The following is a 25,887-nucleotide window of genomic DNA, read 5'->3' as shown; positions in this document are numbered from 1 at the left end:
ATGAGTGGCCTACGCAAGTCATCACCGGCAACAACCGCCGCGGCGGGGAAGGCCGAGAGCAGGTCGGCGCACAGCCGGTTGAACAGCCTCCGCCGGTTGCGCCGTGTGCTGTCATCGGATCCACCGCCGAATGAAACCGGTTTCCGTGGAAGGGAACCGATGCGCGCACTGGTCCTGGCGACTCTGCTCGTCCTGGGTGCCGCCGCGCCCGCCCAAGCCGCGCCCGCCGAGGTCGCCGCGATGGACTACTGGCACTACATCGCCACCTACGCGACCGAGGAGGAGTGCGACGAGGAGGGCGCGATCGTCCGCGACCACTTCCACGCCCTACACGTCCGCTACGCCGCCGGGTGGCGACCAAACACTTCCGGTCCAACAAGAGGATCGTTCCCGCCGTTCACGGGTGACCGGGTGAGGTTCCCCGGTCCTCGGGGAGAGCCGTCTCTATCGCCGGGGAAATGCGGTCCCTAGTGTCGCCACTGCGCTCGGCACGCGGCACGACGGGCGACCTATTCCGGACGAACGGGGTGGTATCTGTGGCTGAAACGCACGTGGGGTTGCTCGCGATCGGGGCGGGACCGGCGAATCTGGCACTGGCCGTTGCCATTGAGGAATCCGGGAGCCCGGAGCTGGCCGAGCACACGTTGCTGCTGGAGCAGAGTCCGGAAGTCAAGTGGCAGCGCGATCTGCTGATGCCGTGGGCGCGCAGCCAGGTCTCCTTCCTCAAGGACCTGGTGACCTTGCGCAACCCTCGCAGCAAGTTCTCATTCCTCAACTTCCTGCACGACCAGAACCGGCTCGACGAGTTCATCAACCTGGGCACGTTCCACCCGTTCCGCTGGGAGGTCTCGGACTACCTGCAGTGGGTCGCGAAGTCGCTGGAGCAGGTCCGCATCCGGTACGACTCCAGGGTCGCGAGCATCGAGCCGGTGCGCAGGCCGGGCGGGGCGATCGAGGGTTGGACCGCCACCCTCACCGACGGTGACGTGATCCACTGCCGCGATCTGGTCGTCGGCGGCGGCCGGGACCCGTACCTGCCGAAGGTCTTCGCCGACCTGCCGTCGGACCGGATCGTCCACAGTGCACACTACCAGCGGCGGATTCGGCAACTGCCCGCGGACGCGCCGCTGCGGGCCGTTGTGGTGGGCGGGGCGCAGAGCGCGGCCGAGATGTTCATGGCGCTGCACGACAACCTGCCCAACAGCACCCGGACCATGGTCGTCCGGTCGGTGGGTCCGCAGAACTACCAGACCAGCAAGTTCGTCAACGAGCTGTTCTACCCGTCCTTCGTGGACCGCTTCTACGACAGCCCGCCGGAGGTCCGGCGGCAACTGCTGGACGAGATGCGCCTGACCAACTACGCCGGGGCGGCCCCGCCGTTCCTGGAGAACATGTACAGCATGCTCTACCAGCAGCGCGGCATCGGCGGGCAGCGGTCGCAGGTGCGGACCCTCACCGAAGTGGTGGGTGCCAGAGTCGCCGACGACGAGGTCGTGCTCGACCTGCGCGACCGCACCAGCGGCAAGGTGGAACCGCTGCACTGCGACCTGGTGCTGCTCGGCACCGGGTTCGACCAGCGGATGCCCGCAATGGTTCGCGACCTCGTCGACCAGGTGGGGCTGTCCGAGATCTCGGTCAGCCGCTGCTACCGGGTCGACCTGGGGCATTCCGCCTGGGGCGCGGTGTACCTGCAAGGCGTCAACGAGGCCACGCACGGCATCGCCGACTCGCTGATCAGCGTGCTGGCCCACCGCTCCCGCGACATCGTGGCCGATCTGCTCGCCCGCCGCGGCGTTCGCGAGCCGGAAGCCGTCTGATGGACCGCCTGGTGGTGATCTCGCCGGCCCCGACAGCCAACGGCGACTTGCACCTGGGCCACATCGCGGGTCCGTTCCTGGCCGCGGACGTGTGCACCCGATACGCTCGTGCGACCGGCAGGGAAGCCCTGTACGGCACCGGTATGCACTTCACCCAGAACTTCATCGTCACCGCGGCCAAGCGGATGGGCGTGGCCGCGGAGGACCTGCGGGAGCGCTCCGCCGTGCAGGTCCGGCAGACCTTGGCCGAGATGGGCATCGAAGTCGACGGTTTCGGCTGCATCGGCGACCGGTTCACCGAGCTGGTCTACGGATTCCACCGCCGCCTGCACGAGCTGGGCCTGCTGGAGCTGCGGACCGTGCGGTTCCCGTACCTGCCGAGCACCGGCGAGTACCTGATGGACGCCTACGTCGAGGGTGGCTGTCCGTCCTGTCTGGCCGAGGGGTGCGCCGGGATCTGCGAGAGCTGCGGACTGCCGATCGCCCCGGGGGACCTGCTCGACCCGCGGTCGACGCTGCACCCGGACGAGCCGTTGGAGTATCGCGACGCGGACATCCTCGTCTTCCCGGTCGAGCGGCACCGCGCGGAACTGGAGGCGTACTTCGCCCGTACCCCCATGCGCCCGCGCATGGCCCGACTCGTCGAGACCGCGCTGGCCCGGCCACTGCCGGACTTCCCGATCACGCAGCCGACGTCCTGGGGCATCCCCGCGCCCTTCCCGGAGGTGGCCGGGCAGGTGATCAGCCCGCACATGGAGGGCATGCCGTGGAGCATGTTCACCACCGCCCTGGCCGCCGAGCAGCTCGCGATGCCGATCACGGCCGACGAGCTGTGGCACGAGGACTCCGGCACCACCGTGGTGTACTTCCTCGGCTTGGACGCGACCTACCCGTTCGCGGTGGTGGGCACGGCGATGCTCGCCGCGGTCGGCGGCTACGTGCTGCCCGCGCAGTTCGTCACCAACGAGTTCTACGAGCTGGCCAACGAGAAGTTCTCCACCAGTCGCGGGCACGTCGTGTCCGGCCGCGAGCTCGCCGCCGAGGTCCCGCGCGACCTCATCCGCTTCCACCTCTGCGCGACCAGCCCCGAGTACCAGCGCACCGACTTCACCCGCGATGCCCTGTTCCGGGTGTGCGAGTCACGGCTGACAGGGCCGTGGAACCGGGTGGCGGCGGCCGTGGACAAGTGGGTCGGCTGCGGTCCGCTCCCGGTCTCCGCGGACGCCCGCCGGATGGCGCTGCGGATGGTCGGGCTGTTCGCCGACGGGTACGAGCTGCCGGGGTTCAGCCTGACCGCGGTGGCATCGACCCTCGCCGGGCAGCTGTCCAGGCTGGACCGGCTGGCCGCCGAGGTGACCCCGACGACCGCGGGCGACCTCTGCCACCAAGTGGACGTGTTCCTGCGGTGCGCGGCGCCGATCCTCGTCGATCTCGCCGCGGGAGCGCTGTCGGACACGACGCTGCCCGGACACGTGGACGTCGATGCGGTCACGCCCGAACACCTGCCCCGACTGGCGTCGACAGCGCCGATCGGGATGGTGGGCTGATGGCCTCGATCGCCGTCGTCGGCGCGGGTGTCACCGGGCTGGTGACCGCGATCGGCTTCGCGCGTGCCGGCCATCGCGTGACCGTGCTCGACCGCGGTCGCATCCCGAACCCGGCGTCGACATCCTCCGACCAGCACCGGGCACTGCGCGTGCTGCACCCCGGCGATCCCGACGCCACCCGGCGCTCGGCCGAGTCCCGCCGCCGCTGGTCGGAGCTGGAGTCGCTGCTGCGGACCAGTATCTTCAGGCCGGTCGGCGTCGTCACCGCGTGCACCCCGGACGAGCTCGACCTGACCCTGAGCACCGCTGCCGCGGCGGGGCTGCCCACAGCCGCCGTCGCGCCGCGAGACCTGCCGCCTGTGGTGCTCCCGGCTGGGACGAGCGGAGCACTCGACCCGCTCGCGGGTGTGCTGCTGGCCGACCGGTTCCTGCGCGCGGCCTCCGCGTGGCTGGCCGAACACCCCATGGTCGAACTGCGGCCGGGATGCCCTGTCGCGGGCGTGGACGACAACCGGGTGATGCTGGCCGACGGCACCGCGCACGCCGCGGACGTCGTGCTGGTCGCGGCGGGACCGTGGAGCACCGACCTGGTGGGGCCGCCCGTCGTGCTGCACCGCCAGACCATGGTCTACCTGCGCCCTCCCAAGCGCCTGGAGCGCTGGTGGGCGTCGGCACCAGGGGTGGGCCGGATCGGCGCCGACCGTCGGGCCTGGCTGCTGCCACCGGGGGACGGCACGCTGCTCAAGATCAGCTCGGACGTGGTGTGCCGGGAGGTCGCGACGACCGAGGACCCGGATACCGCACCGTGGGTCGACCGGCTGCTCGCCGAGCCGATCCTCGCCGATCTCGCGGAGTACACCGTGGTGGCGGCGCGGGACTGCCACTACGCGTCCGATCCCGTCACCGCGGGCCCGGTGCTCGCCAGGGTCCGCCCGTCGGTCTGGTCCCGCCCCGCCTGCGGTGGAAGCGGGTTCAGCTCCGCACCGCTTGTCGCGAAGGAAGTCCTCGGCGCTGTCATGAAGGTCGATGCGTGAACGACGAGTCGATGGCTGGGAGTCCATGATGGAGATAACTGTTGTGGGTGCGGGTATGGCGGGAGCATTCCTGGCACTCTCCTTGGGCAGGCAGGGCCATGCGGTGACGGTGTTCGACCGCAGACCGGACCCGAGGGCGACCGACAGCACGGCCTCGTCGATGAACCTCGGGCTGTCGAGGCGGGGCCTGTCGGCACTGGGCCGCCTGGGGCTGTCGGAGGAGGTGATGCGGTTCGTCGTGCCGATGCGTGGTCGACTGCTGCACAACACCGACGGTGGTCTGCGGTTCTCGGCCTACGGCGACGGCGGCATCCTGGCCATCCAGCGGCGGGACCTGAGTGCGCTGCTGGTCGACGCGGCCTGCCGGGAGCCGACCGTCCGGTTCGTGTTCGACACGCGCTGCACGGGCGTGGACCGCGACCTGCCTTCGGCGTCCTTCATCGACCCGAACGGGCAGTCGCTCGTGGTGAAGTCGGATGTCGTGGTGGGTGCGGACGGCGCGTTCTCGGTGGTGCGCAGGCACATGCACCACGACCGACGCGCGGAGTTCTCCCAGAGCTACCTGGAGTGGGGCTGGCGGGAACTGCACATCCCGGCGGCCGAGGACGGCAGCCACCGGATGGCCGACGACGTGTTCCACCTCTGGCCCCGCGGCGACATCATGATGTTCGCCCACCCCAACCTCGACGGCTCCTTCACCTGCTCCTGTGTCCTGCCGTTCCACGGAGAGCACGGCTTCGACTCGCTGCGGACGGTCGAGGACGTGGAGTCCCTGTTCCGCACCCACTTCCCCGACGTCGTGCCCTTGGTCCCCGACCTGGGCGAGACCTTCCTGCGGCGGCCCACGTTCGACCTCGTGACCATCAGCACCGCCCCGTGGAGCCACGAGGGCAAGGTGGTGCTGATCGGCGACGCCTGCCACGCGGTCTACCCGTTCCTGGCCCAGGGCATGAACTCGGCCTTGGAGGACGCGCTGGAGCTGGCGGACAGCCTGGCCCACCACCCCACCGACACCTCGGCGGCTCTGACGAGGTACAGCGAGCGCCGCAAGCCGAACACCGACGCCCTGGCCACCATGTCCCACCGCAACTTCGCCGAGCTGCGCGACACGGTGCGCTCCCCGGCGGTCCGTCTGGAGCGGGCCTGCGACGCCCTGCTGGGGAGGCTCCTGAACGACCGCTGGGTGTCCCTGCACGCCATGATCACCAACACCACCATCCCGTACGCCCGGGCCCTGCACCGGGCGACCCGGCAACACCGCGTCCTCCAGGGCCTTGCCGCCACCGCGGCAGTGGCGGCCGTGGCGGGCATCGTCCGCGCGGTCCGGCGCTGACGTGGTGGCGACGGCCGGGGTCAGCGTTGTGCGGGCCAGAAGAACTCGGCGACGTCGGTGATCGCCTGGCCGAGGACCGCGGCGCCGGGTCGTGGGTGGGCGGACCCCGCGTCGTGGCGGACCGCTCCGGCGCGGGAGAGGTAGGCGTCCAGCAGTGCCCGGCCGCCCGTCGCTCGAACCGGGTCCGCGTCGGCGGCGAGGCGCTGGGCCACTTCCGACAGCACGGCGCGCAGGGCGGACACCGTGGGAGTGGCCGGGTGTGCGAGCAGAGGGCTGGTCGACAGCAGTGAGGGAGTGTGCCAATGCTCGTAGGCGTGGCGGAGCTGGTCGACCAGCCGGGCGCGCCTGCCGAGGTCGCCGAGCGGCATCCCCCGGCGCGACAGGCGGCTGACCCACTGGGCGATCTCGTCGGGCACGAGGCGCAGCGTGTGGACCTGGACCTGCCGACCGCAGTGGAACACGTCCTCCCGCGTCGTGCCGAGGTAGGTGAAGTCGAGCCGGCGCACCAGCCGCTGGTAGGCAGGCCACTGGGTGGCCACAACCACCAGACCCGCGCGGACGCCGCGCACGAGCACGTCGCGCATGAGCGCGGCCTGGGCCGCGTTGTCGCGGGCGATGGACATGCCGACCAGCAGGCCGCCCTGGTCGGTCACACCCGGGGTGTGGCCCTCCAGCAGCGGCTCGACGAGGTGGTGGTTGCGGGAGGCGATCGGGATGGACGTGATGGCGCCGAGGATTCGACCGTCCTGGTCGGTCGCGATGCGGAAGCCGTCCGGCGTGTCCGCGAACAGGGGGTTCAGCAAGCGCTCGCTGCTGCGGACGTCCATCTCGCCTCGACGCGCCCAGCGGTGCACCAGGCGGCCTATGTCGTCGGCGTCGGAGTCCGCGGACGAGCGGACCACGACCGGCTGCTCCCTGCTCGGGAACAGCGTCTCGCGGATCGTCGGGTCGCCGGTGAGCCACAGGGCCTGTTCCGTGCGCCGAGAGCACTGGTCGGGGTCGACGGAGTCGGTGAGGACCGCGCGGTGGTGGGCCATCGCGCGGGCCACCGAACGGCGGTGGCTGAGTGGTCTGCGCCAGCGGTGCACGCTGTCGAACAGCGTTCGGTACGGCTCGCGGAGCATGAGGCCTTCCGTGTCCGCGCACACCAGGCTGATCTCGGCGAGGTCGGCGAACCCCGCTGGGGTGAGCAGTTCCTCGTCGGCCTGGCCGCAACTGGCCAGCGTGGTCAGCGAGGTGAGGTCGTCGGCGTGCGGCCGCTCGCGGCGCAGTCTGGCGGTCACTTCCTCGACGGCGAGATCGGCCAGCGCCCCGGGAGTGTCGAGCTGCACACCTCGGTGGATGGCGCGGCACAGCCGGTCGGCGAGCAGCGGCACGCCGCCCGCCATGCGCACGACAGCAGCGCGCTGGTGCTGCCCGTCGAGCCCGGCCCTGTAGGCCAACGCGTCGACTTCGGTGTCCTCCCAAGGGTGCACCGGCACGATCACGAGTTCGTTCAGCAGCGCGATCGGCGTCTGAGATCGTCCGGACAGTGGTCTTCGGGTGGCCACGACGAACCGGACATCGCCGTAGCGCTCCACGGCGGCGCACACGGCGTCCAGCGCGGCCGGTGCATCGGCGTTGTCGACCAGGACGAACTCGCGCGCGTCGAGCACTGCGGTGTCGAGTGCGGACTCCGAGTCGGCCAGGTCGACCATCACCGCTTCAACGGGCAGTGCGGAGAGCACCTGGGACTTGCCGATGCCCACCGGTCCGACCACGTTGACCACTCGCCGACCGCTGGTGCCGATCGCGGTGAGCAGTGCGGCGACCGCGCGGGCTTGGGAATCCGGCCGGATGTCCGCGGCTGCGGCTGCGACTGCGACCGGGGCCGGGGCCGGTCTCGGGCCGGAGGCGACGCGGTGCGCGCGGCGCCACCTCGCCTGGCCGGTGCCGTCGACGCCGAGCGCGGCAACGATATCGACGAGCAGTTCGACATCGATGCGCTTGCGGCCGAGTTGGAAGCACTCGTAGACCGTCACCCGGCCGGGCCGCCGGTCCTCGACGGGCACCCCCCGTGCTGCCCGGACGGCGGCGATCTCGGCGACCACCCGGGTGAACGACGGATTGCCCGCCCACGCTCTCAGGTCCCGCAGCCGACTGCTCAGTTCGCGCAGTGTGGATACGGCATCCGGAGCAGGCGGGAGATCCGATCGGGTCAGCTCGGGGCGGATCGGTAAGTGATCCAACGTGCGGCCTCCTCACGTTCACAATTGGAAGTGACGGTCAAGCGCGCACCGTATCAATCGACAGCGTGCGGACGGCTCCACCATTTGCTGCCGGCTTCGGCAAGAGTGCCTGTGCCTGCCCACCGCCGCGCTGAAGGAGGACGGCCAAGTCCGAACGATCCCGAACACCTGGCCGATGCGTTCGGGATCGTTCGGGGTAGTGGCGTCGGGTCTGGACCGACGCGCATCGTACCGGCAGCCGGATTTCCCAGAGTTCCGGAGTGACACAACCCGGTTTCTCGACGGAGCATCGTGTGCGACACACCGGAATTCAGGAATGGCTTCGCCGTGCCAGGAATACAGGAGGACAAGGTGAACGGTTCCACGCTTCAATGGCAGCCCGAGTACCGCGACCGGCGACGTGCGGCGAACCTGCCGCCCGGGCTCGACGCAGGCGAGAAAAGCGGGGACCCCGCCGTCCTGACCGTGTTGATCGCCGACATCCAGCCGGCGGTCCGCCACTGGGTTCGGTCCGCGCTCGAATCCGCCGACGGGATCACCGTGGTCGGTGAGACGGCCACCGCGAACACGACCATCGCCGAAGTCGCGCGGCGTACGCCGGACGTGCTGGTCATAGATCCGCAACTCGGCAGAACCTCACCCGTGGACGTGATAAGCGGCGTGCTCCGGGTCGCGCCGGAAACCGGGATTCTCGTGCTGAGCGCGGTCGATGACGACGCGGTGGTCACGGCCGCGATCCAGGCCGGTGTGCGCGGATATCTGGTCAGGGACACCGATCAGGCTCAGATCGTTCGCGGCGTGCGGGTCGTCGCGGCAGGCGAGATGATCGTCGGCAGAGCGATCGCCCGCCGGTTCGGCTCCCTCGTGCGCCAGGACTCGGAACAGGAGCCGTACCCGTTTCCCGAGCTGACGGCCAGGGAGCGCGATGTGCTCGACGGCATCGCGGCGGGCAGGTCGAACGCGGTCATCGCCGCTGATCTCGGGCTGTCCCCCAAGACCGTCAGCAACCGCGTTTCCTCGATCTTCGGCAAACTCGGAGTGGCCGACCGCGCGCAGGCGATAGTCCTGGCCCGGGACGTGGGCCTCGGGCGCGGCTGATTCACCGCTGGTCGGGAATCGTTCCCCTATCGCCGGGAAGTGTGCCGCGGATAGCCTCGACCCGAACGTCAGACGGGAAAGCACGCGGATCGGAGTGCGATGTGACTGACGAAGGTCATGCTGTTGTGGATACCGCGGCCGTGGATTTCCGAAGGCTCGAACACGAGAACCTGGTGCGGGCCTACGGACTGGACATGAAGCTGCTCTACCCGTGGGACGGGCTAACGGCGCCGTTTCGAGGGGCGTGGTGCGTGTTACGTCCCGGTGACCAGTCGGCGCAGCACGCCCACCACGAGCACGAAATCTTCATCGGAATGGCCGGAAACGCCGAAGTGATCGCCGAGGGCAAGTCGCACGAGTTCGCGGCGGGGGACCTGGTGTTCCTGAAGCCGGGGATCGAGCACTACCTGGTCAACAATCACGACAAGGATTTCTCCTACTACGCGATCTGGTGGGACCGCGCGATGTCGGACGAGTTCGTCGCGCACGAGACCGGTCGGGCCGAGTCCCATGACTGACCACAACGGGATCGACTACAACGGGCGGAAGTTCCGCAAGGCGGGCGCCGACGTCGACGAGGTCGCCGTGTACCGGCAGGACGGCGACGTCGTGTGGGCCGAGTTCGCGGGCGGCGAGGTGCGGCGGGGGACCGTCGCGGGCACCCGGCGGGAGGACGGCGTCCTCCACCTGGGGTACACGCTGGTGCTCGCCACCGGCGAGGTGATCTGCGGTCACACGCTGAACACGCCGGAGGTGGCCGAAGACGGCCGCCTCCGGCTGCGCGAGGTGTGGGAGCGCTACGGTCCGCACGCCGCCACCGGCGTGTCCTACCTCGATGAGGTGAGCTAGTGGTGCGGCCCCCGGCTGAAACGGACTGGCAGCGCCTCGACCGCATGGTGGCAGGCCGCGTGCGCCGCCCGGGCGAACCCGGGTTCCGCGGTGCGAGCACGCCGTTCAACAAGCGGTTCGCCGCGACCACTCCTGCCGGAGTCGTGTCCGTGGCGAACGTCGAGGACGTGCGACGCGCCATCGAGTGGGCACGCGATTCGGGTGTCGCCGCCGTCGCGCGAAGCGGCGGGCACAGCTACGCGGGACACTCGGTCAACACCGGCCTGGTCATCGACCTCAGCGCGATGAACACCGTGTCCGCCAACGGGTCCACCGGGTTGGTGACGACTGCGGGCGGGGCGCGGATGGCGGACGTCTATGCCGCCATCCAGCCCCACGAGATGGCGTTCGCGTTGGGCAACAGCGCTACGGTCGGCATCGGGGGCCTCGTGCTCGGCGGCGGCTGCGGCGCCACCTCGCGCGTGTTCGGGCTCACCGCGGACGCGCTGGTGGCGACCACGGTCGTGACCGCGGACGGGCGGCTGCTGCACTGCGACGCGAACGAGAACGCCGACCTGTTCTGGGCGTGCCGCGGTGGTGGCGGCGGCAACTTCGGGATCAACGTTTCCTTCACCTTCCAGGCCAGGCCGGTGGCCGACTGCTCGACCTACGTGCTGGTGTGGGACCGCGCGGACGCGCCGAAGGTCTTCTCCGCGTTGCAGGAGGTCGTGCGACGAGGGCCGGACGAGTTCGCGGCCAGGATCGGCGTCGCAAAGGTGGGCGGGTCGGAGGCCGTGGTGTCGGCCGTCGGGCAGCACCTCGGGCCGGCGAGCGAGCTGCGGGAGATCCTCGATCCGGTCCTGGCCGTCGCCCAGCCGGTCCACACCCGCATCGCGGACCGGACGTTCTGGCAGGCCAAGGACGACCTGCTGCACGAGACCGCCGAGGACGCGTTCGCGGTGCGGACCAACATCGTCACCGAGCCGCTGCCCGACGAGGCGGTCGCCACGATGCTGTCCTTCGTCGACAGCCTGCCCGGCAGCGGCAGCCCGGACGGCGGCGGCGCGGCCTTGTTCTCCTGGGGCGGCGCGATCAACCGGGTCGGCCGGACGGACACCGCGTTCGCCCACCGCGACGCGATGTTCCTGCTGTCCATGGACACGTCGTGGGCCGAGACCGACGAACCCGCCGTGGTCGCGGCCAACCTCCGCTGGCTGTCGGAGCTGGGGGACGCGTTGTCGCCTTACGTGTCCGACGGCGCGTTCCAGAACTTCATGGACCCGGACCTAGCGGACTGGCGCACGGCCTACTACGGCGTCAACTACCCGCGACTGAGGAAGATCAAGGACCGGGTGGACCCGGACGGCTTCTTCACCTTCGCGCAGAGCATCTGATCATGATCGGCGACAACGCGGTTTCGATCTGGACGGCGGCCGAAGTGGACGACGGCGCCGTGCCCGCACACCAGCTGCCGCATCTGCGGGAGATCCTCGCCTGGGCCGGAGAGTACCTGGTGTCCTTCCACCCGGGACTCGGCCGGAAAGGCCCTGTGTGCCCCTACACCCTGGCATCGCTGCAAAGAGGGCTGTTCTACCTCGCGTCCCCTGCCGACGACAGCGGCGACACCGACATCCTCGGCGCGATCGAGAGCCTGCGCTCGTGGTACGAGAAGATCTCGAGCGGGATCGCGCCCGACGACCGGGAGCTGCTGACGATCCTGCTCGTGCTGCCCCGGCTGGACCACCGCGATCCGACCACACTGGACGACCTGCAGCGGGAGGCGAAGGACGACTTCGTCGCCGACGGTCTGATGATCGGCCAGTTCCACCCGGTCTGCGACCAGCCCGGTCTGTGGAACGCCGATTTCAAGGCACTGCGAGCTCCGGTGCCGCTGCTGGCCATCCGCAGGCTGGTCGTGTTCGACCTGCCGTTCCTGGTGGACAGCACGGCGCACGCCGGGAGCTATCTGCGGCGATTCGCCCCGGACATCCCGCCCCGCGTCCGCGATCTGCTGGTCGAGCGGGTGGTGGGCAGCGGGAACTCCCCGCGGTCGGCGTGAACGCCAGATTCCCCGGCTGACGGGATCTGTTGCCCTGTCTGCCGGGAACGATCCGAAACTAGCCTCAGCGTGCCGGTCGGCGCGAACACGGACAACGGAGGTGGATGTATGACTGGCCAACAGGTCGGCGTCCGACCGCGGACGGATGTGACGGCGTGACCGGCGACAAGCCGACGGGCGTTCTCGCGGTGCTGCGGCAGACACCGGCCCCGGTCCGATACCTGCTCGGCGGCATGCTCATCAACCAGGTGGGCGCATTCATCCAGACTTTCCTGATCCTGTACCTGACCTTCCGGGGCAGCTCGGTCGGCTTCGCCGGGATCAGTCTCGCCGCCTACAGCGTCGGGTCGATCTTCGGCGCCATGCTCGGCGGCGAGTTGGCCCACCGCTTCGGCGGCCGGGCCACGATCGTGGCGGCCATGACGTGCGCGGCACCGCTCGTCGCGTCGGTCCCGATGGCCGCGGAGGCGCCCGCGGTGCTGCTCGTGGTGGTCGCGCTGTCCGGGCTGTCGATCCAGGCCTACCGGCCCGCTGCCGCCGTGCTGCTCGCCGAGTTCATGCCGGAGCAGCACAAGGTCATGGGCTTCTCGATGATGCGCATCGCGCTGAACATCGGCGCCGCCGTCGCCCCGCTGCTGGCGGCCGTGCTCATCCAGATCGACTGGGACCTGCTGTTCTGGCTGGACGGCGGGACCGCCGCGCTCTGGGCACTGCTCGCGTTCATGCGGCTGCCGAAGCCGACCGCGACCGCGCACCGCACCGAACCCGGCGGCACGGCCGGGCCCGCCATGACCGCCCGCGCGGTCTACGGGACATTGGTGCGGGACACCAGGTTCTTGTGCTATCTCGTGGCAGGCATGTTCGGCATGATCGTCTACGCCGGGTCGGTCGCCGTGCTGCCGCTGAACATCGTCGCCGCCGACTACCCGGTCAGCTTGTACAGCACGGTGCTCGTGACGTCCTCGATCGTCCTGATCACCTGCGAACTCAAGATCACCACCTACATCGTCCGGATTCCGAAGTTCCTGGCGGGCCTGTTCGGAAACCTGGTCACCGGGCTCGGGTTCGTGTGCTACGGGCTGCTCTCGACCCACTCGTTCTTCGTGATCGCGGGCGCACTCCTGACCGTCTCCGGGCTCATGATCCACGGGCCGAGCACGGCCGCCCACCCGGCCACGTTCCCGGTCGAGCTCCGGAGCCGCTACATCGCGACGAAGGAGACCCTGTCCGGCCTCGCCGCGACGATCGGCCCGGTGCTGGGGCTCTACATCTGGAGCGAGCACGGCGGTTCGGCCTTCTGGACCATGTGTGCGCTGCTGTCCGTCATCGCGGGCACGATGCACATCTACGGCCTCCGGCAGCCTCCGTCCACACCGGATCCCGAGGCCGTGCCGGAGCCCGATTCGATGGTTGACACCGAGCCGGAGATTCAGCCGGAAACCTTGGGAGAGCGCCGATGAGGGAATCCGATGGTGTGCTGCTGGTCATCGGGAGCGGGCTGCGGCTGTACCGCGAGTACCTGGTCGCGTCCATCCACCGGTGCGCCCGCACGGCCGGGCTCGGCATGGTGCTGCTGAACAACCTCAAGCCCACCTGGCAGCACGCGTACTTCGACCGGATCATCCACACGGATGTGTTCGACCCGGACGAGATGCTCGCCACGGCCCGGGAGGTCGCCCGTGAGCACCGGATCGTCGGCCTGATGTGCTGGGACGAGCCGGTCGTGCTCGCCGCGGGCGAACTCGCCGCCGAGCTGGGCGTCCCCGGCCTCGGTGTGGACGGCGTTCGGGGCTGCCGCGACAAGAGCCGGACCCGGGCCGTGCTGACCGCGGAAGGACTGCCGCAACCGGGTTACGCCCTGACCGCCAACCTTGAGGAAGCGCGCGCTGCGGCCGGCCGGATCGGCTACCCGCTCGTGCTCAAGCCAAGGGCGATGGGCGCCAGCATCGGGGTGGTGTTCGCGGCCGACGAGTCCGAAGTGGACGCCGCGTTCGGTGTCGCCATGGGCGCGGCCACGGTCGACCGGAGTCGCTACGGCGGGGGCACGATCGTGGAAGGCTACGTCGGCGGCGAGGAGATCAGCATCGATGCGGCCGTGCACAAGGGCGAGTACCTGCCGATGTTCGTGGCCCGCAAGCAGACCGGCGACCAGCCCTACTTCGAGGAGACCGGGCACATCGTCGACGCGGACGACCCGCTGCTGCGCGACGCCGAGCTGATGGACGTCCTGGCGCGGGCGCACCGCGCGCTCGGCGTCGAGGACGGCATCACCCACTCCGAGGTCCGACTGACCGACCGGGGCCCGCTGATCATCGAGGTGAACGGCAGGCTCGGCGGCGACCTGATCCCGTTCCTCGGCCGGACCGCGACCGGCATCGACCCCGGTGAGGTCCTGTTCTCCGTCGCCACCGGGCAGCGGCCCACGATCACCCCGACCCGGAACGCGGTCGCGGGCATCCGGTTCGGATACCCCGACCACGACTGCCTCGTCCACGGTGTCACCGTCCCGGCCGAGGCGCCTGGACTGGTCCTCGCGTCGCCGATGGTCGACCCGGAGACGACCCTGCGGCTGCCTCCCGGGGGCTATCTGGCCCGGCACTCGTTCGTGGTGTGCGAGGCCGACGACCGCGAGACCTGCGCCACGCGACTGGACGCGGCCGCCGACATGGTGCGCATCGACGCCGATCCGGTGGACCCGCCGGCACCCGGAACCGCGTTCGAGATGCCTGCTGGCCTGCTCGACGTCGACGAACAAGAGGGAGTCATCGCATGACCATGACAGAGCCGACCCGCACCGACACGCCGATGACCGGTGCGCAGATCCTCGCCAACGCCAAGGCGCTCGCGCCGGCTCTGCGTGCGCGGGCCGCGGAGATCGAGGCGAACCGGAGCCTGCCCGCGGACGTGGTGCAGATGCTGCGCGACGCAGGCGTGTTCCGGATCGGCTTCAGCCGGGCCTGGGGCGGTCCCGAGATGACCTCGATGGAGCAGACCGAGGTGATCGAGGCACTCTCCTACGGCGACGCGTCCGTGGGCTGGTGCGCCAAGCTGGGCTCGGACATCGGGCTGCACGCCAACTTCCTCGACCAGGACGAGGCGCGCAGGATGTTCCCCAGCATCGACATGCACTCCGCGGGCGTGCTCCCGGTCACCGGGCACGCGGAGCGGGTGCCCGGCGGCTACCGGCTCACCGGCCGGTGGTCCTTCGGCAGCGGCTCGACCCATGCCGACTGGGTGGCCTCCGGGGCGATGGTGTTCGAGAACGGCGAGCCCTACGCCAGCCCGGACGGCAGCAACCCGCACGAGTCGAGGCTGTTCGTGGTGCCGGGCGAGCAGGTCGAGTCCATCGACAACTGGCACACCCTCGGCCTGTGCGGCAGCGGCAGCTCCGACTACACGATCACCGACGTGTTCGTGCCGGAGAACCACACCCTGACCTTCGACAACCCGAAGGTCCCCAACGGACCGCTGGTGCAGCCGGACGTGATCCAGCGCAGCATGTGCGGCGTCCCGCTCGGCACGGCGCGGGCCGCGCTGGACTACGTGCGCGGCCTCGCCATCGAGCGGGTCGACATGCTCAAGGGCTCGCCGTGGCGGATGAGCGGCCTCGCCTGGAAGGACAACGAGCACATCCAGATCACGCTGGCCGAGTGCGAGGCCGACTACAGCACCACCCGCGCCGGGGTGTACCGGGCGCTGGAGCGGCAGTGGGAGGTCACCGCGGACGGCATCGGCACACTGGACGATCTCACCCCCGACGAGCGGGTCGCCCCTGCCCTGACCGGGTGGCAGGCCTTCCAGATGGCCAAGCGGGTCGTGATGCGGCTCTGCGACCTGCTCGGCACCGCCGCGATCCGCTCGGGCGACCCCATGAACCGGTGGCTGCGTGACACGACGACGATGGCCATGCACCCGACCGCGCGGGACCGGGTGACCCAGACGGTCGGCGCGCACCTGGTCGGCGCCAGGCCCTCCATGCGGTTCATGCTCGGCATCGTGGACAAGCCCAAGACCGAGTCCGACCCGGACAGCGGACAGGCAGATGGCTGAGCGGCCAGTGCTGGTCGTCGGGTTCGTGACCCCGGTGCTCGCCGCGCTGGGCGAGACCGAACCCGACGGCTCGGTCATCCTGGTCGAGGAGCCGGACGTCATCCGCAAGCGGTCCCTTCGCGGGCGGCTGGCCGGGACCGCCCTGGTCCGGGAGCTGATCGAGTGGGAGTACGCCGCGCAGGGCACGGCCGACGCCTTCTACGCGATCCACCGCGACCTGAACCCGGTCGCGGTGGTCCCGCTGATCGAGTACGCCACCCCGTTCGCCGCCCGGCTCGCCGAGCGCTACGGCCTGCCGGGTGCGAGCCTCGGCGCCGCGCAGATCCTGCGGGACAAGGCCCTGCTGCGGAAGGTCAGCGCGGCTGCCGGAGTGCGCAACCCGGAGAGCGCCGAGGTGTCCTGCGCCGAGGACGTGCTGACGTTCATGCGCGCCCACCCCGGCCCGGTGGTGCTCAAACCGGTGAACCGGCAGGCCTCGGTAGGGACGCAGATCATCCACGACCCGGCCGAGGCGGGCCGGGCCTGGGCTGGTTGCGTCGAGCAGGACGAGGGCATCTTCGTCCACGACCGGCCGATGGAACTGCGCATGCTGGTCGAACGGTATGTGTCCGGGCCCGAGTACAGCGTCGAGATGCTCGTCCGCGGCGGACGGCCGTTGTTCGTCAACGTCACGGGCAAGCAGCTCTACCCGGGTCCGCGGCCGGTTGAACTGGCCCACGTCGTGCCTGCCGACATCCCCGACGATCTCGCCGGGGAGCTGGGGGAGCAGACCCGCCGGGTGGTCGAGGCGGTCGGGTTCGCCGACGGCATCGCGCACTGCGAGTGGATCGTCGCCGACGGCGTGCCACACCTGGTCGAGTGCGCGGGCAGGATCCCGGGGGACGGCATTCTGGAGATCATCCACCGGGCCTACCCGATGGACTTGCTCCGCGCGTACTTCACCGTGATGCGCGGCGAGTCGCCCCCCGAGCCGCCGCGCCGCGCCGCGCGCGGGGCGGCCGTCCGGTTCGTTCCGATGGAGCCCGGTGTGATCGACGCCGTGCTGGGCGTCGAGGAGGCTCGCCAGGTCGAAGGCGTGTTCCTGGTGGACATCCAGGTCGGGGCCGGGCACCGGTTCACCGGGCTGCGCAGCTCGTGGGACCGCTCGGGCCTGGTGATGGCGACCGCGGACAGCCCGACCGAGGCCCTGCGGCGGGCGGAGAAGGCGGCAGACCTCGTGCGCATCGAGGTCCGGCCGGATCAATGAGGGTCACCTGCCGGTGATCTCGGCCAGCTCGTCATGGCCATGGTGACGCCCTCGAGGTCGTGGCGGTCGTGTGCGGTGCGGACGAGGTGTGCACGGAGCCCAACACACGGTCTTCGTGGCCGAGAGGGCTCACCGCCGGCGTCGCTCGACCGGCAGGTGGCGAGGATGGTCTCCACCAACCGCCACACGACCATCCCGACGCCTCCTGATCCTCACCTGGTTGTGCGGAGTCGGGTTGCTGGATGATCACTCGTCTCAGTAGCCCGGAGGCTCATCGACACTGGAGCACGCCGAGCTCACCCTCGGACGCGGGATCACCGTCGGGCATGTCCGGTCGCGTTCGGACAGGTCCACTTCCTCGCGACCAGTCGGGTAGAGGCCGCACCAACGCGGCGAGCACTGCGCGATCGGCCCAGTGCGACCGCGGGCGGGAGCCGTAACGCCAGGCCTGACGATCACGCCCTGCGGAGTGGGCCGAATGTGAACGCCGGATCACCGTCGTCGGACCACGGCCGGGTATCCACTCACCGGCACCGGAAGGGCGAGGGCTTGCCCGCGGCGACTTCCGCGGCGACTTCGACCGCCGGCAGGTCAGCCGCCGGCAGGACCAGGTCGGCAAAGGCGCGGCCCCCACCGGACATCCTCGCCGAGGTCGGCCCGCCGATCGGACAATCGGCTCACCACCATCCGCTCACCCGGCTTCGCGTGTTCATCCCGAATCCCGGCGTGGTCCATCCACGACTTATGGACCACGCTCGACCAGGCAATCGGGGATTGGTGCCGCGCCCACTTCCCGGTGCACCTGCCTCTTGAACCCACGATGTGGGAGGCCGGCGGCGCGCGAATGCGCGATCGCGGTGGGCTGTAGAGGTGATCGATTCCACGACAGTGGCGGGATACGCTGATCTGTGTTGGCTCTCCGGAGCGGAGGCGTCTGATGTCGGGTCTGCGGAAGTTGCGCAATATTCTGGTCACCACGGTGTTCACCGGGAGCGGTGATGGGTGCGACGGGCCTGCCCGCCTACGCGCACCGGGTTTACCACTACGACGGTGCGCGCAACTCCGCGGAGACGCGCGAGCAGATGTGCCAGGACTTCATCCGGCAGGACACCGGCGCGACGACATTTTCGGCAAGCGCAGGAGTGGACGCACGCATCCGCGACAGCGCCGACATCAGCAACGGTGATGCACCCGCCAGGCACAGGCGGAATAGTGCGGGACCAGGGGGAGCGACCGCCCGGAAGGTTCGTGTGGTCGCGGTCGTCGTCCCGCGAAGTGCTTATCCGTGATCCGCACGCGTCGGGCCGATGGCCTGCGGAGTCGAAGGGGGACGATGAACGACGATGTTGCGGTGTTTCAGCGCGCGACCGGTTCAGTCGGCACGGACATGGCGCCACTGAGCCGCCGGCGCGGGACGCGATTACCGCGGAGGGTGCCGGTGCGGGATCTGCGGGCGGCGGATTCGCCCCGGATCGAAGGGGAGAACTCCGACCACGCCGGAGCGCTCGCGGAATCGGGCGCGGTGCTGCCGCCGATCGTCGTCCACCAGTCGACCATGCGGGTGGTCGACGGGATGCACCGGTTGCGCGCCGCGATGCTCCGTGGTGATGAATTCATCGACGTGGTCTTCGTCGACGGCACCGACGCGGACGCGTTCGTGCTGGCGGTCGAGCTCAACCACGCGCACGGCCTGCCGTTGTCCGCGGCCGACCGGAAAGCGGCTGCCATTCGCATCATGGGCTACCACCCGTATTGGTCCGACCGTCGCATCGCCGCCGTCACCGGCCTGGCCGCCAGCACGGTCGGCTTGATTCGGGCGCGTTCAACCGACCGAATCGAACAGTTGAACACCCGGGTCGGCCAGGACGGCCGCGTGCGTCCGCACGACAGCGCCGAGAGCCGCAGGCTCGCCGGCGAGTTGATCGCCTCCAATCCCGACGCGTCCTTGCGCGAGATCGCCAAGGCCGCCGGCATCTCGCCGGCCACCGCGAGCGATGTCCGTGCCCGCCTCGCCCGCGGTGAACTCCCCGTGACGCCGCACCAGCGCCGCGCGTCGGAAATCGGCGTGGCCGCGGCGCGCCGCGCGGAAGCGGCACCGGTGAAGTTCATCGAGAACCTCAGGAAGGACCCCTCCCTGCGGTTCTCCGAGACGGGCCGGGCGCTGCTGCGGTTGCTCGACTGCCACGTGATGGATCAGCGGCAGTGGGACGACATCATCCAGAGCGTGCCGGCGCACCAGCGGAGCACGGTCGTGCTCCTGGCCCGGGAATGCGCCACCATCTGGCAGGGGTTCGCCGACCGGTTGGCACGCTGGGCGGACGACACCTCGCCGCGTGGACCTCAATCGGCGTGACCTGTTCGGGCATCGGGGGAAGTGCAGCGCAACTGGAAACGGCAAGGACAACACCGGTAAAGTCGAGCACTGGTGTTCAGCCGGAATTCTTCCTACCGCTGTGACCGTCATTGCCGGGTTAGTCGCCACGGGGGTGAAGCGTGCAACTCCGGATGCTCGGACCGTTGCGATTGCACGATTGTCGAAGGACCATTTCCGTCGGCGGGCCCAAACAGCGGACGCTGCTGTCGCTCCTCCTCGTGCGCGTCAACACGATGGTCTCGGTCGACGAGATGGTCGACGAGCTGTGGGGCGTGCGGGTCCCCGACTCCGCGATCCACAACATCCGCCTGTACATCGCCAACCTCCGCCGGCTGTTGGCGCGGGTCGGCGCGACGTCGATCGTCAACCTGCGGGGGTCGGGCTACCAGCTCGTCGCCGAGCCGGGTCGGCTCGACATCGAAGTGTTCCGGCGTGATGTCGCGGACGCGCGCCGGGCGGTCGCCGACGCCGAGTGGGACGTGGCGCTCGCGCTGTTCGAGCGGGGTGTCGGCCTGTGGCGCGGTCGGGCGCTCGCCGACGTGCCGGTGTCCGCGGCGCTGTCGGCGTGGTGCGCGGGCGCCGACGACGAGCGGCTCGGCGCGACCGAGGACCTCGTCGGGGCGCTGATCATGGCCGGCTTCCCGGACCGGGCGGCCAGCCGGGCGGGCGACGTGATCGCCGCCGACCCGCTCCGGGAGCGGGCGCACGCCCTGCTGATGCGGGCCCGGTACCAGGTGGGGGACGTGGCCGGCGCACTGGCCGCCTTCGACGCCGCGCGCCGGCACATGGTCCGGCAGTTGGGCGTCGAGCCGGGGGACGACCTGCGCCGGTTGCAGCAGGCCGTCCTGTCGCGCGAGCCGGTGCCGGCCGGACCCGTCCGCGCGGTCGGCCGCCGGTGGCTCGCTGTCCACTTCGACCGGCCGAACGGCCTCCTACCGCTGGAAGTCCTTCCCGGCCCGACGGTCCCGCCCGCTCACCGGTAGGCGCGGGACTGGAGCTCGTAGAGTTCGGCGTACAGCCCTCCGGCGGCCACCAGTTGGTCGTGACTGCCGCTCTCGCGGATCCGTCCACCGTCCAGGACGACGATGACGTCCGCCATCCGCACCGTGGAGAACCGGTGCGACACCAGCACCGTGACCGCCCCCGTCCCGCGCCCGTCGCGCGCGGCCTGGGCGAAGCGTTCGAACAGGCCGTGCTCGGTGTGCGCGTCCAGCGCGGCGGTGGGTTCGTCGAAGACGACCAGCAGCGGGTCGGCGTCCATCAACCCGCGGGCCAGGGCCAACTTCTGCCACTGGCCGCCGGACAGGTCGACACCACCGTCCCACCGCGTGCCGAGCTGGGTGCCGGACCCGTCGGGCAGCCCGTCGACGACGTCCGCCGCGCCGGCGCGTTCGAGCGCTGCCCGCACCGCGGCAGGGTCGTCCATCCGGGGCAGGTCCCCGACGCCGACCGTCTCGAACGTCCGGAACTCGAACGAGGCGAAGTCCTGGAAGGCGGCCGACACCCGCGCCCGCCACCGGTCGGCGGGAAACCGGGTCAGGTCGACACCGTCCACGGTGATCGTGCCCCGCTCCGGCGGGTAGAAGCCGGACAGCAGCTTGACCAGCGTGGTCTTCCCGGCGCCGTTGTCGCCGACGAGCGCGACCACCGCTCCGGCCGGCAGGCGAAGCGAGACGTCGGACAGCACGTCGCCGGTCCCGTCCGGGTAGCCGAACCCGACGCCGCGCAGCTCCAGGCCGTCCCGTAGCGCCGGGGGCACCGGCGCCGGGCTGTCGACCGGACGGCGCGCCGTGCCCGCGTAGTCCGCGAGCCACCGGAACCGCCGGGCCACCTTCAGCACGAACAAGAACTCCATCCCGTACAGCACCGCCATCCCCACGGTGCTGGTCAGCTGGGCTGCCAGCCCCACGACCAGTGCCACGTCGCCGGGCGTCGCACGACCGCCCCCGGCGAGCACCAGCACCAGACCGATCGCCCCGACGTAGCCCAGCGCGGACACGACGCCGCCGAGCGCCTGCAGGCCGGAGGCCCGCCACGCCGCGCGGCGGTGCTCGCGCAGCACGACTTCCGAGGTCTCGTGGTGACGGGCGCGCACCACGTCGGTGATGCCGAAGACGCGCAGCTCCTTGCCGGCCGCGGGGGAGGTGCCCAGTTCGAACAGGTGACGACGCAGGCGTTCCTGCTCGGTGGTTGCCTCCTGGGCGGCCACCGCCAGATCGCGGCTGCGCTTGCCCAGCCACAGCGAGACCACCGCCAGCAGCGGCAGCAGCAGGAGCAGCGGGTGGACCGCGACCAGCAGCACCGCGCTGACCACCAGGGCCGCGCCGACCCGCAGCAGCCCGGCGCTCGCGTTCACCACCGAAGCCAGCCGGTGCTGCTCCTCGCGGATGCGGTGGACCTCGTCCTGGTACTCGGGCCGTTCGTGGTGCGCCAGCCCGTCGGTGCCGCCCACCAGCGTCATCAGCCGTTCGCTCACCAGCGCGCCGGCCCGCTCCATGACGGCGAACAGGCAGTGCACGTAGTAGAAGACGCAGACCAGTGCGCCGGCGGACACCGCGGCCAGCAGCCCGACCGCGAACAGGCCGAGATCGAGGTTCCGGGTCACCGCGGCGTCCACGATGAGCTTGGCGCACAGCGCGCTGACCGGGACGGCGACGGCGAACACGATGCCGGTGAGGAGCTGGCCGAGGGCGTACCGGGGCGCGGCCCGGAAACCGATCGCCATGACGGAGGCGTATGCCCGCAGCGTTTCACGCACGGTCGCTCCCCGAGCTCGCTGCGGACCGCGTCGGTTCGCGGAAGCGGGCGGCTTGTAGTCCGAACATCGTCGCGTAACGGCCCTCGGCCGCCACCAGCTCGTCGTGGGTGCCGTCCTCGACGACGGTCCCGCCTTCGAGCACGACGATCCGGTCCGCGCGACGCACCGTCGAGAAGCGGTGCGACACCAGGATCGTGGTCAGCCCCGCCGTCAGTTCGAGGAAGCGCTCGTACAACTCGGCCTCCGCCCGCACGTCCAGCGCCGCGGTCGGCTCGTCCAGGACCAGCACCCGCGCTCCGGTGTCGACGGCGTGCAGCGCGCGCGCCAGCGCCACCCGTTGCCACTGCCCGCCGGACAGCTCGGTGCCGCCCCGGTACTGAGGCGAGAGAACGGTGTCCCAGCCGTGCGGCAGCGCTTCGACGATTGCCAGCGCGCCGGCGCGCTCGGCGGCGGCGCGCAGGCGGTCGAGGTCCACCGGCGCGCCCGGCGCGCCCATCGCGACGTTGTCGGCCGCGCTCAAGTGGTACCGCGTGAAGTCCTGGAACAGCACCGAGATGCGACTGCGCCACGCCGGCCCGAGGTCGACCAGGTCGCTGCCGTCGGCGCTGACGGTGCCCGCCGTGGGTGCGTAGAGCCCGCAGAGCAGCTTCACCAGTGACGTCTTGCCGGCGCCGTTCCCTCCGACGATGGCGAGCGACCGTCCCGCCGCGATGGTCAGGTCGACCTCGCGCAGGGCGTCGTCGGCGGCGCCCGGGTAGCGGAACCGGACACCCGCGAAGCGCACCCCGGTGACCGGGAAGTCGGCCGGCAGCGGCCGGGCCTCGATGGTCTGCGCGGTGGCGCCGAGCCGGTCGTCCAGTTCGAGCACCTTGGGCACGGACACGGCGGCGAAGGAGAGGTAGGCGTTGTGGTCGTCGAACGCGGTGTAGTTGTTGGCCGTGCCCAACGCCTGGGTGTAGACCGCGAGGGCGGCCAGGCCGAGGTCGCCGCGCACCGCGGCCCACACCAGCAGGCCGTAGGAGAACGCGTTGACGACCGCGATCGTCACGCTGGTCCCGAAGACCGTGCGGGCGCGGGGACGGCGTTGCCGCCACACCGGCTCGATGGCCGCGTGCCACGTGGAGCGGAACCGCGCCACCAGCCAGGGGAGCATGGCCCAGATCCGGATCTCCTTCGCCGCGGGCGCGGTGATGGCGAGGTCGCGCAGGTACTCGGCCCGCCGCAGCGCGTCGCTCTGGCCGAACCCGACCTGGCCGACCCGCAGGTACTCGCGCTGCATGAAGTAGACGACCGTCGGCCACATGACGAGCCACAGCAGGCCGAGCCACCAGTGGAACGCGAGCAGCACGCCGGCCGCCCCGATGGCACGCAGCCACGACGGCAGCACCACGGCGAGCGCCTCGACGGCCAGGCCGGGGCGCTCCGTGTCGCTCATGCCGAGCCCGCGGACCAACCGCAGCCGGGCCAACACCCGCGGGTCCTCCAGGTGGGCGATCGAGGCCGGCCGGCCCACCGCCGCCATCACCCGCTCCTGCAGGTACCGGTCGACCTGCCGGCCGAGGGTTTCGGCGAGCGTGTGCAGCAGTGGCGTCACGATGCGCTCCACCACCACGAGGACGCCGATCACCAGCAGCATGACCTGCAGGACCCGGCCTTCACGGGAGTCCGGACCGGCCCGCACCGCTTCGGGTATCGCCCCGATGAGGGCGCCGGTGCCGACGGCCGCGGCGACCGGGAGCACCGAAACCAGGACGACGCCGACGACGCCCAGTGCGGCCTTGGTCCGGCTGATCCCGGGCAGCAGTCGCAGCAGCGCCCACAGCCCGGTGACTGCTGCCGACGGACGTACGAATCTCATGCGGTCAAATTATCGGCGTGCGATTTTCGCCGTCAATGAAAGACCCGGGTTGCACCGTTTGCGCCGCACGCGATCCTGTTGTCGATCGCGGTCGCTTTCCGCCGGTCGGCGGAACGTCCGCGAAACGGCCCCGAGTTCCGGTGCGACCTACCACGGGTGTTCAGTTCCGGCAAGGCGGGCGCGGTTGCCGGCTGCGATTTCAATTGGTCTTTTCGGGAGGCGGTGGTCCTGCTAGCGTCCGCTTCGGTGTCCAATCGTATTCGCTCGCGGCGTTCCGCCCAGTGGGACGGGTGCGGCGTGTTCGCGACGCGGTCGGTGGAGCCTCTCGCTTCCGGGGGTCGGGTAGGGGAGAATGACGATAAGCGACAGTGTTGCCTCCTTGCGGAAGCTGCGTGGGTGGACCCAGGAGGAGCTCGCCGAGCGGTGCGGGCTCAGCGTGCGAACGATCAGGAACGTCGAACTCGGATCGGTCGACCCCCGCCGTTCTTCGGTCGACCTGCTACTGCGGGCACTCGATGCGGAGCAGGTGCCCGGAAATCGTCCCGGTGCTGCGCCGAAACCGGATAAATGGCGTGGAGTTCCACCGCCGGAGAGACCGGTCGTCGGTATGCGGATAGCACTGCGCGAGTTGGCCCGCACCATTCTGGACACCCGGGTGACTGCCGTTGTCGGGCAAGGCGGTGTCGGGAAGACCCGGATCGCACTGGGTGCGGCGGCCGACGTCGCGCCGACTTTCCGGCACGGCGTCGTGGCCGTCCAGTTGGGTGACATCCCGGCCGAGGCGCCGGGAGCCGTGCCGCCCACGGCGACGATCCTGGCCCGGGTCCGCCGACTCATCGGTCCGGCGCCCGCCGGAGCCGGTGGCGAGGGTCCGTCGGACCGCACGGGAAGCGCGCGCGCCGACCTGTTGATCGTCCTGGACAACGCCGAGCACCTGCCGTCGTCCGTCGCGGCGGCCGTCAGGGAGCTCCTCAACGCCTATCCCCGGGCTCACGTCCTCATCACCTCCCGCCGGTCGGTCACCGAGCGGCTGGGCGTCAGCCACGAGATCAGACCGCTGCCGGTGGAGCCGGTGTCCGACGACGGGTCACCGCGGGCGCCGGCGGTCGAACTCGTCCTGCGCGGTGCGGGTGGCCGCGGCACCCTGGCCGCCGACCTCGTCCGCGACACGCCCGCGATCGTCGAGCTGTGCCGGCGGCTCGAAGGTGTCCCGCGGGCGCTGGAGTTCGCCGGGGAGCGACTGCGGACCATCCCGGTCCGGATGCTGCTGGCCGCGGGTCCGGCCCTGCCGATGCTGCGGACCAACGACCACTCCCTGCTGCCGCACCAGCGGTCGGTGGCGAGCAGCATCCGCTGGAGCGTCGACCTGCTCTCCGAGGACCACCGCCGGCTGCTGCGGCAGCTGTGCCGCCTGCCCGCGACCGTGTTCACCCACGAGGACGTGGTGGCGGCGGACGGCCCGAAGCGGTCGGACGTCGACAGCGTGCTGTGCCTCTTCTCCGACCTGGTGGACCACGCCCTCGTCACGCCGTGCCGGGACCGCACGTACGAATACCGGCTGGCGCCGTACGTCCGGGAGGTCATCGCCGCGGAGTCCGAACCGCCGGGCCGACCGACGGCCGCCTGACCTGGCGGGCTGCGCCGGTCGGAACACGAC

20 protein-coding genes and 1 pseudogene are annotated in these 25,887 nt (G+C 70.7%); 18 read left to right on the top strand and 3 right to left on the bottom strand.

What is annotated here, in order from left to right:
• Window positions 1-159: 159 nt before the first annotated feature.
• The 5 genes from F4560_RS14990 (at window position 160) to F4560_RS14970 (ending at window position 5,731) form a co-directional block, all read left to right on the top strand.
• Window positions 160-471 carry a hypothetical protein gene (locus tag F4560_RS14990; RefSeq protein ID WP_184920558.1) on the top strand — a complete coding sequence of 104 codons (312 nt, stop codon included), beginning with the start codon at window positions 160-162 and terminating at the stop codon, window positions 469-471.
• A 65-nt stretch (window positions 472-536) separates the two neighbouring features.
• Window positions 537-1,817: a SidA/IucD/PvdA family monooxygenase gene (locus F4560_RS14985; protein ID WP_312869313.1), complete on the top strand. Its 1,281-nt coding sequence runs from the start codon at window positions 537-539 to the stop codon at window positions 1,815-1,817.
• The gene (locus tag F4560_RS14980; protein ID WP_184920554.1) at window positions 1,817-3,364 is read left to right on the top strand and encodes a class I tRNA ligase family protein; all 1,548 of its coding nucleotides are present in this window, start codon (window positions 1,817-1,819) and stop codon (window positions 3,362-3,364) included. The genes F4560_RS14985 and F4560_RS14980 overlap by 1 nt, the downstream gene beginning before the upstream one ends.
• Window positions 3,364-4,398 (top strand): NAD(P)/FAD-dependent oxidoreductase, encoded by a 1,035-nt coding sequence (locus F4560_RS14975; protein WP_184920552.1) that lies wholly within the window; start codon window positions 3,364-3,366, stop codon window positions 4,396-4,398. The genes F4560_RS14980 and F4560_RS14975 overlap by 1 nt, the downstream gene beginning before the upstream one ends.
• Window positions 4,391-5,731 (top strand): FAD-dependent oxidoreductase, encoded by a 1,341-nt coding sequence (locus F4560_RS14970; protein WP_312869312.1) that lies wholly within the window; start codon window positions 4,391-4,393, stop codon window positions 5,729-5,731. Before F4560_RS14975 ends, F4560_RS14970 begins: the two co-directional genes overlap by 8 nt.
• Window positions 5,732-5,751: 20 nt before the next feature.
• On the opposite strand, the gene F4560_RS14965 is transcribed toward F4560_RS14970, so the two are convergent.
• Window positions 5,752-7,959 (bottom strand): hypothetical protein, encoded by a 2,208-nt coding sequence (locus F4560_RS14965; RefSeq protein WP_184920547.1) that lies wholly within the window; start codon window positions 7,957-7,959, stop codon window positions 5,752-5,754.
• Between the two features lie 351 nt (window positions 7,960-8,310).
• Between F4560_RS14965 and F4560_RS14960 the strand changes: the two genes are divergently transcribed.
• The 11 genes from F4560_RS14960 to F4560_RS14910 all read left to right on the top strand — a co-directional run bounded on the left by F4560_RS14960 (window position 8,311) and on the right by F4560_RS14910 (window position 20,597).
• Window positions 8,311-9,057 carry a LuxR C-terminal-related transcriptional regulator gene (locus F4560_RS14960; protein WP_312869311.1) on the top strand — a complete coding sequence of 249 codons (747 nt, stop codon included), beginning with the start codon at window positions 8,311-8,313 and terminating at the stop codon, window positions 9,055-9,057.
• Window positions 9,058-9,197: 140 nt separating this feature from the next.
• Window positions 9,198-9,575, top strand: a complete 378-nt coding sequence (locus tag F4560_RS14955) for a cupin domain-containing protein (RefSeq protein ID WP_312869310.1) — start codon at window positions 9,198-9,200, stop codon at window positions 9,573-9,575.
• Window positions 9,568-9,906 (top strand): avidin-fold protein, encoded by a 339-nt coding sequence (locus F4560_RS14950; protein ID WP_184920545.1) that lies wholly within the window; start codon window positions 9,568-9,570, stop codon window positions 9,904-9,906. Before F4560_RS14955 ends, F4560_RS14950 begins: the two co-directional genes overlap by 8 nt.
• Before the next feature lie 2 nt (window positions 9,907-9,908).
• Entirely contained in the window at window positions 9,909-11,279 is a 1,371-nt protein-coding gene (locus tag F4560_RS14945) for an FAD-binding oxidoreductase (protein WP_312869309.1), read from the top strand.
• A 2-nt stretch (window positions 11,280-11,281) separates the two neighbouring features.
• Window positions 11,282-11,944, top strand: a complete 663-nt coding sequence (locus F4560_RS14940; RefSeq protein ID WP_184920543.1) for a DUF6875 domain-containing protein — start codon at window positions 11,282-11,284, stop codon at window positions 11,942-11,944.
• 155 nt (window positions 11,945-12,099) lie between these two features.
• On the top strand, window positions 12,100-13,404 hold the full coding sequence (locus F4560_RS14935; protein ID WP_312869308.1) for an MFS transporter: 1,305 nt from the start codon (window positions 12,100-12,102) through the stop codon (window positions 13,402-13,404).
• Window positions 13,401-14,717, top strand: a complete 1,317-nt coding sequence (locus tag F4560_RS14930; protein WP_184920541.1) for an ATP-grasp domain-containing protein — start codon at window positions 13,401-13,403, stop codon at window positions 14,715-14,717. The genes F4560_RS14935 and F4560_RS14930 overlap by 4 nt, the downstream gene beginning before the upstream one ends.
• The gene (locus F4560_RS14925; protein WP_184920539.1) at window positions 14,714-15,994 is read left to right on the top strand and encodes an acyl-CoA dehydrogenase family protein; all 1,281 of its coding nucleotides are present in this window, start codon (window positions 14,714-14,716) and stop codon (window positions 15,992-15,994) included. The genes F4560_RS14930 and F4560_RS14925 overlap by 4 nt, the downstream gene beginning before the upstream one ends.
• Entirely contained in the window at window positions 15,987-17,240 is a 1,254-nt protein-coding gene (locus tag F4560_RS14920; protein ID WP_184920538.1) for an ATP-grasp domain-containing protein, read from the top strand. The genes F4560_RS14925 and F4560_RS14920 overlap by 8 nt, the downstream gene beginning before the upstream one ends.
• 1,438 nt (window positions 17,241-18,678) lie before the next feature.
• Window positions 18,679-19,593 carry a ParB/RepB/Spo0J family partition protein gene (locus F4560_RS14915; RefSeq protein ID WP_312869307.1) on the top strand — a complete coding sequence of 305 codons (915 nt, stop codon included), beginning with the start codon at window positions 18,679-18,681 and terminating at the stop codon, window positions 19,591-19,593.
• A gap of 152 nt (window positions 19,594-19,745) precedes the next feature.
• Window positions 19,746-20,597, top strand: a complete 852-nt coding sequence (locus tag F4560_RS14910; RefSeq protein WP_281392176.1) for an AfsR/SARP family transcriptional regulator — start codon at window positions 19,746-19,748, stop codon at window positions 20,595-20,597.
• On the opposite strand, the gene F4560_RS46160 is transcribed toward F4560_RS14910, so the two are convergent.
• Together F4560_RS46160 and F4560_RS14900 are read right to left on the bottom strand one after the other, a co-directional pair.
• Window positions 20,588-22,372, bottom strand: a complete 1,785-nt coding sequence (locus F4560_RS46160) for an ABC transporter ATP-binding protein (protein ID WP_184920531.1) — start codon at window positions 22,370-22,372, stop codon at window positions 20,588-20,590. The two genes, F4560_RS14910 and F4560_RS46160, sit on opposite strands and share 10 nt — an antisense overlap.
• On the bottom strand, window positions 22,365-24,230 hold the full coding sequence (locus tag F4560_RS14900; RefSeq protein ID WP_184920529.1) for an ABC transporter ATP-binding protein: 1,866 nt from the start codon (window positions 24,228-24,230) through the stop codon (window positions 22,365-22,367). Before F4560_RS14900 ends, F4560_RS46160 begins: the two co-directional genes overlap by 8 nt.
• 352 nt (window positions 24,231-24,582) lie before the next feature.
• On the opposite strand from F4560_RS14900, the pseudogene F4560_RS46560 reads away from it, so the two are divergent.
• Both F4560_RS46560 and F4560_RS14895 read left to right on the top strand, forming a co-directional pair.
• Window positions 24,583-24,744, top strand: a pseudogene (locus tag F4560_RS46560) (helix-turn-helix transcriptional regulator); the annotation flags it as partial.
• A gap of 93 nt (window positions 24,745-24,837) precedes the next feature.
• The gene (locus F4560_RS14895) at window positions 24,838-25,857 is read left to right on the top strand and encodes a hypothetical protein (protein ID WP_246477803.1); all 1,020 of its coding nucleotides are present in this window, start codon (window positions 24,838-24,840) and stop codon (window positions 25,855-25,857) included.
• The last annotated feature ends 30 nt before the right edge of the window (window positions 25,858-25,887 follow it).

This window comes from Saccharothrix ecbatanensis (genome assembly GCF_014205015.1).
Lineage (GTDB): Bacteria > Actinomycetota > Actinomycetes > Mycobacteriales > Pseudonocardiaceae > Actinosynnema > Actinosynnema ecbatanense.
The sequence above is the reverse complement of the archived record's forward strand: the minus strand, read 5'-3'. Positions and strand labels throughout refer to the sequence as shown.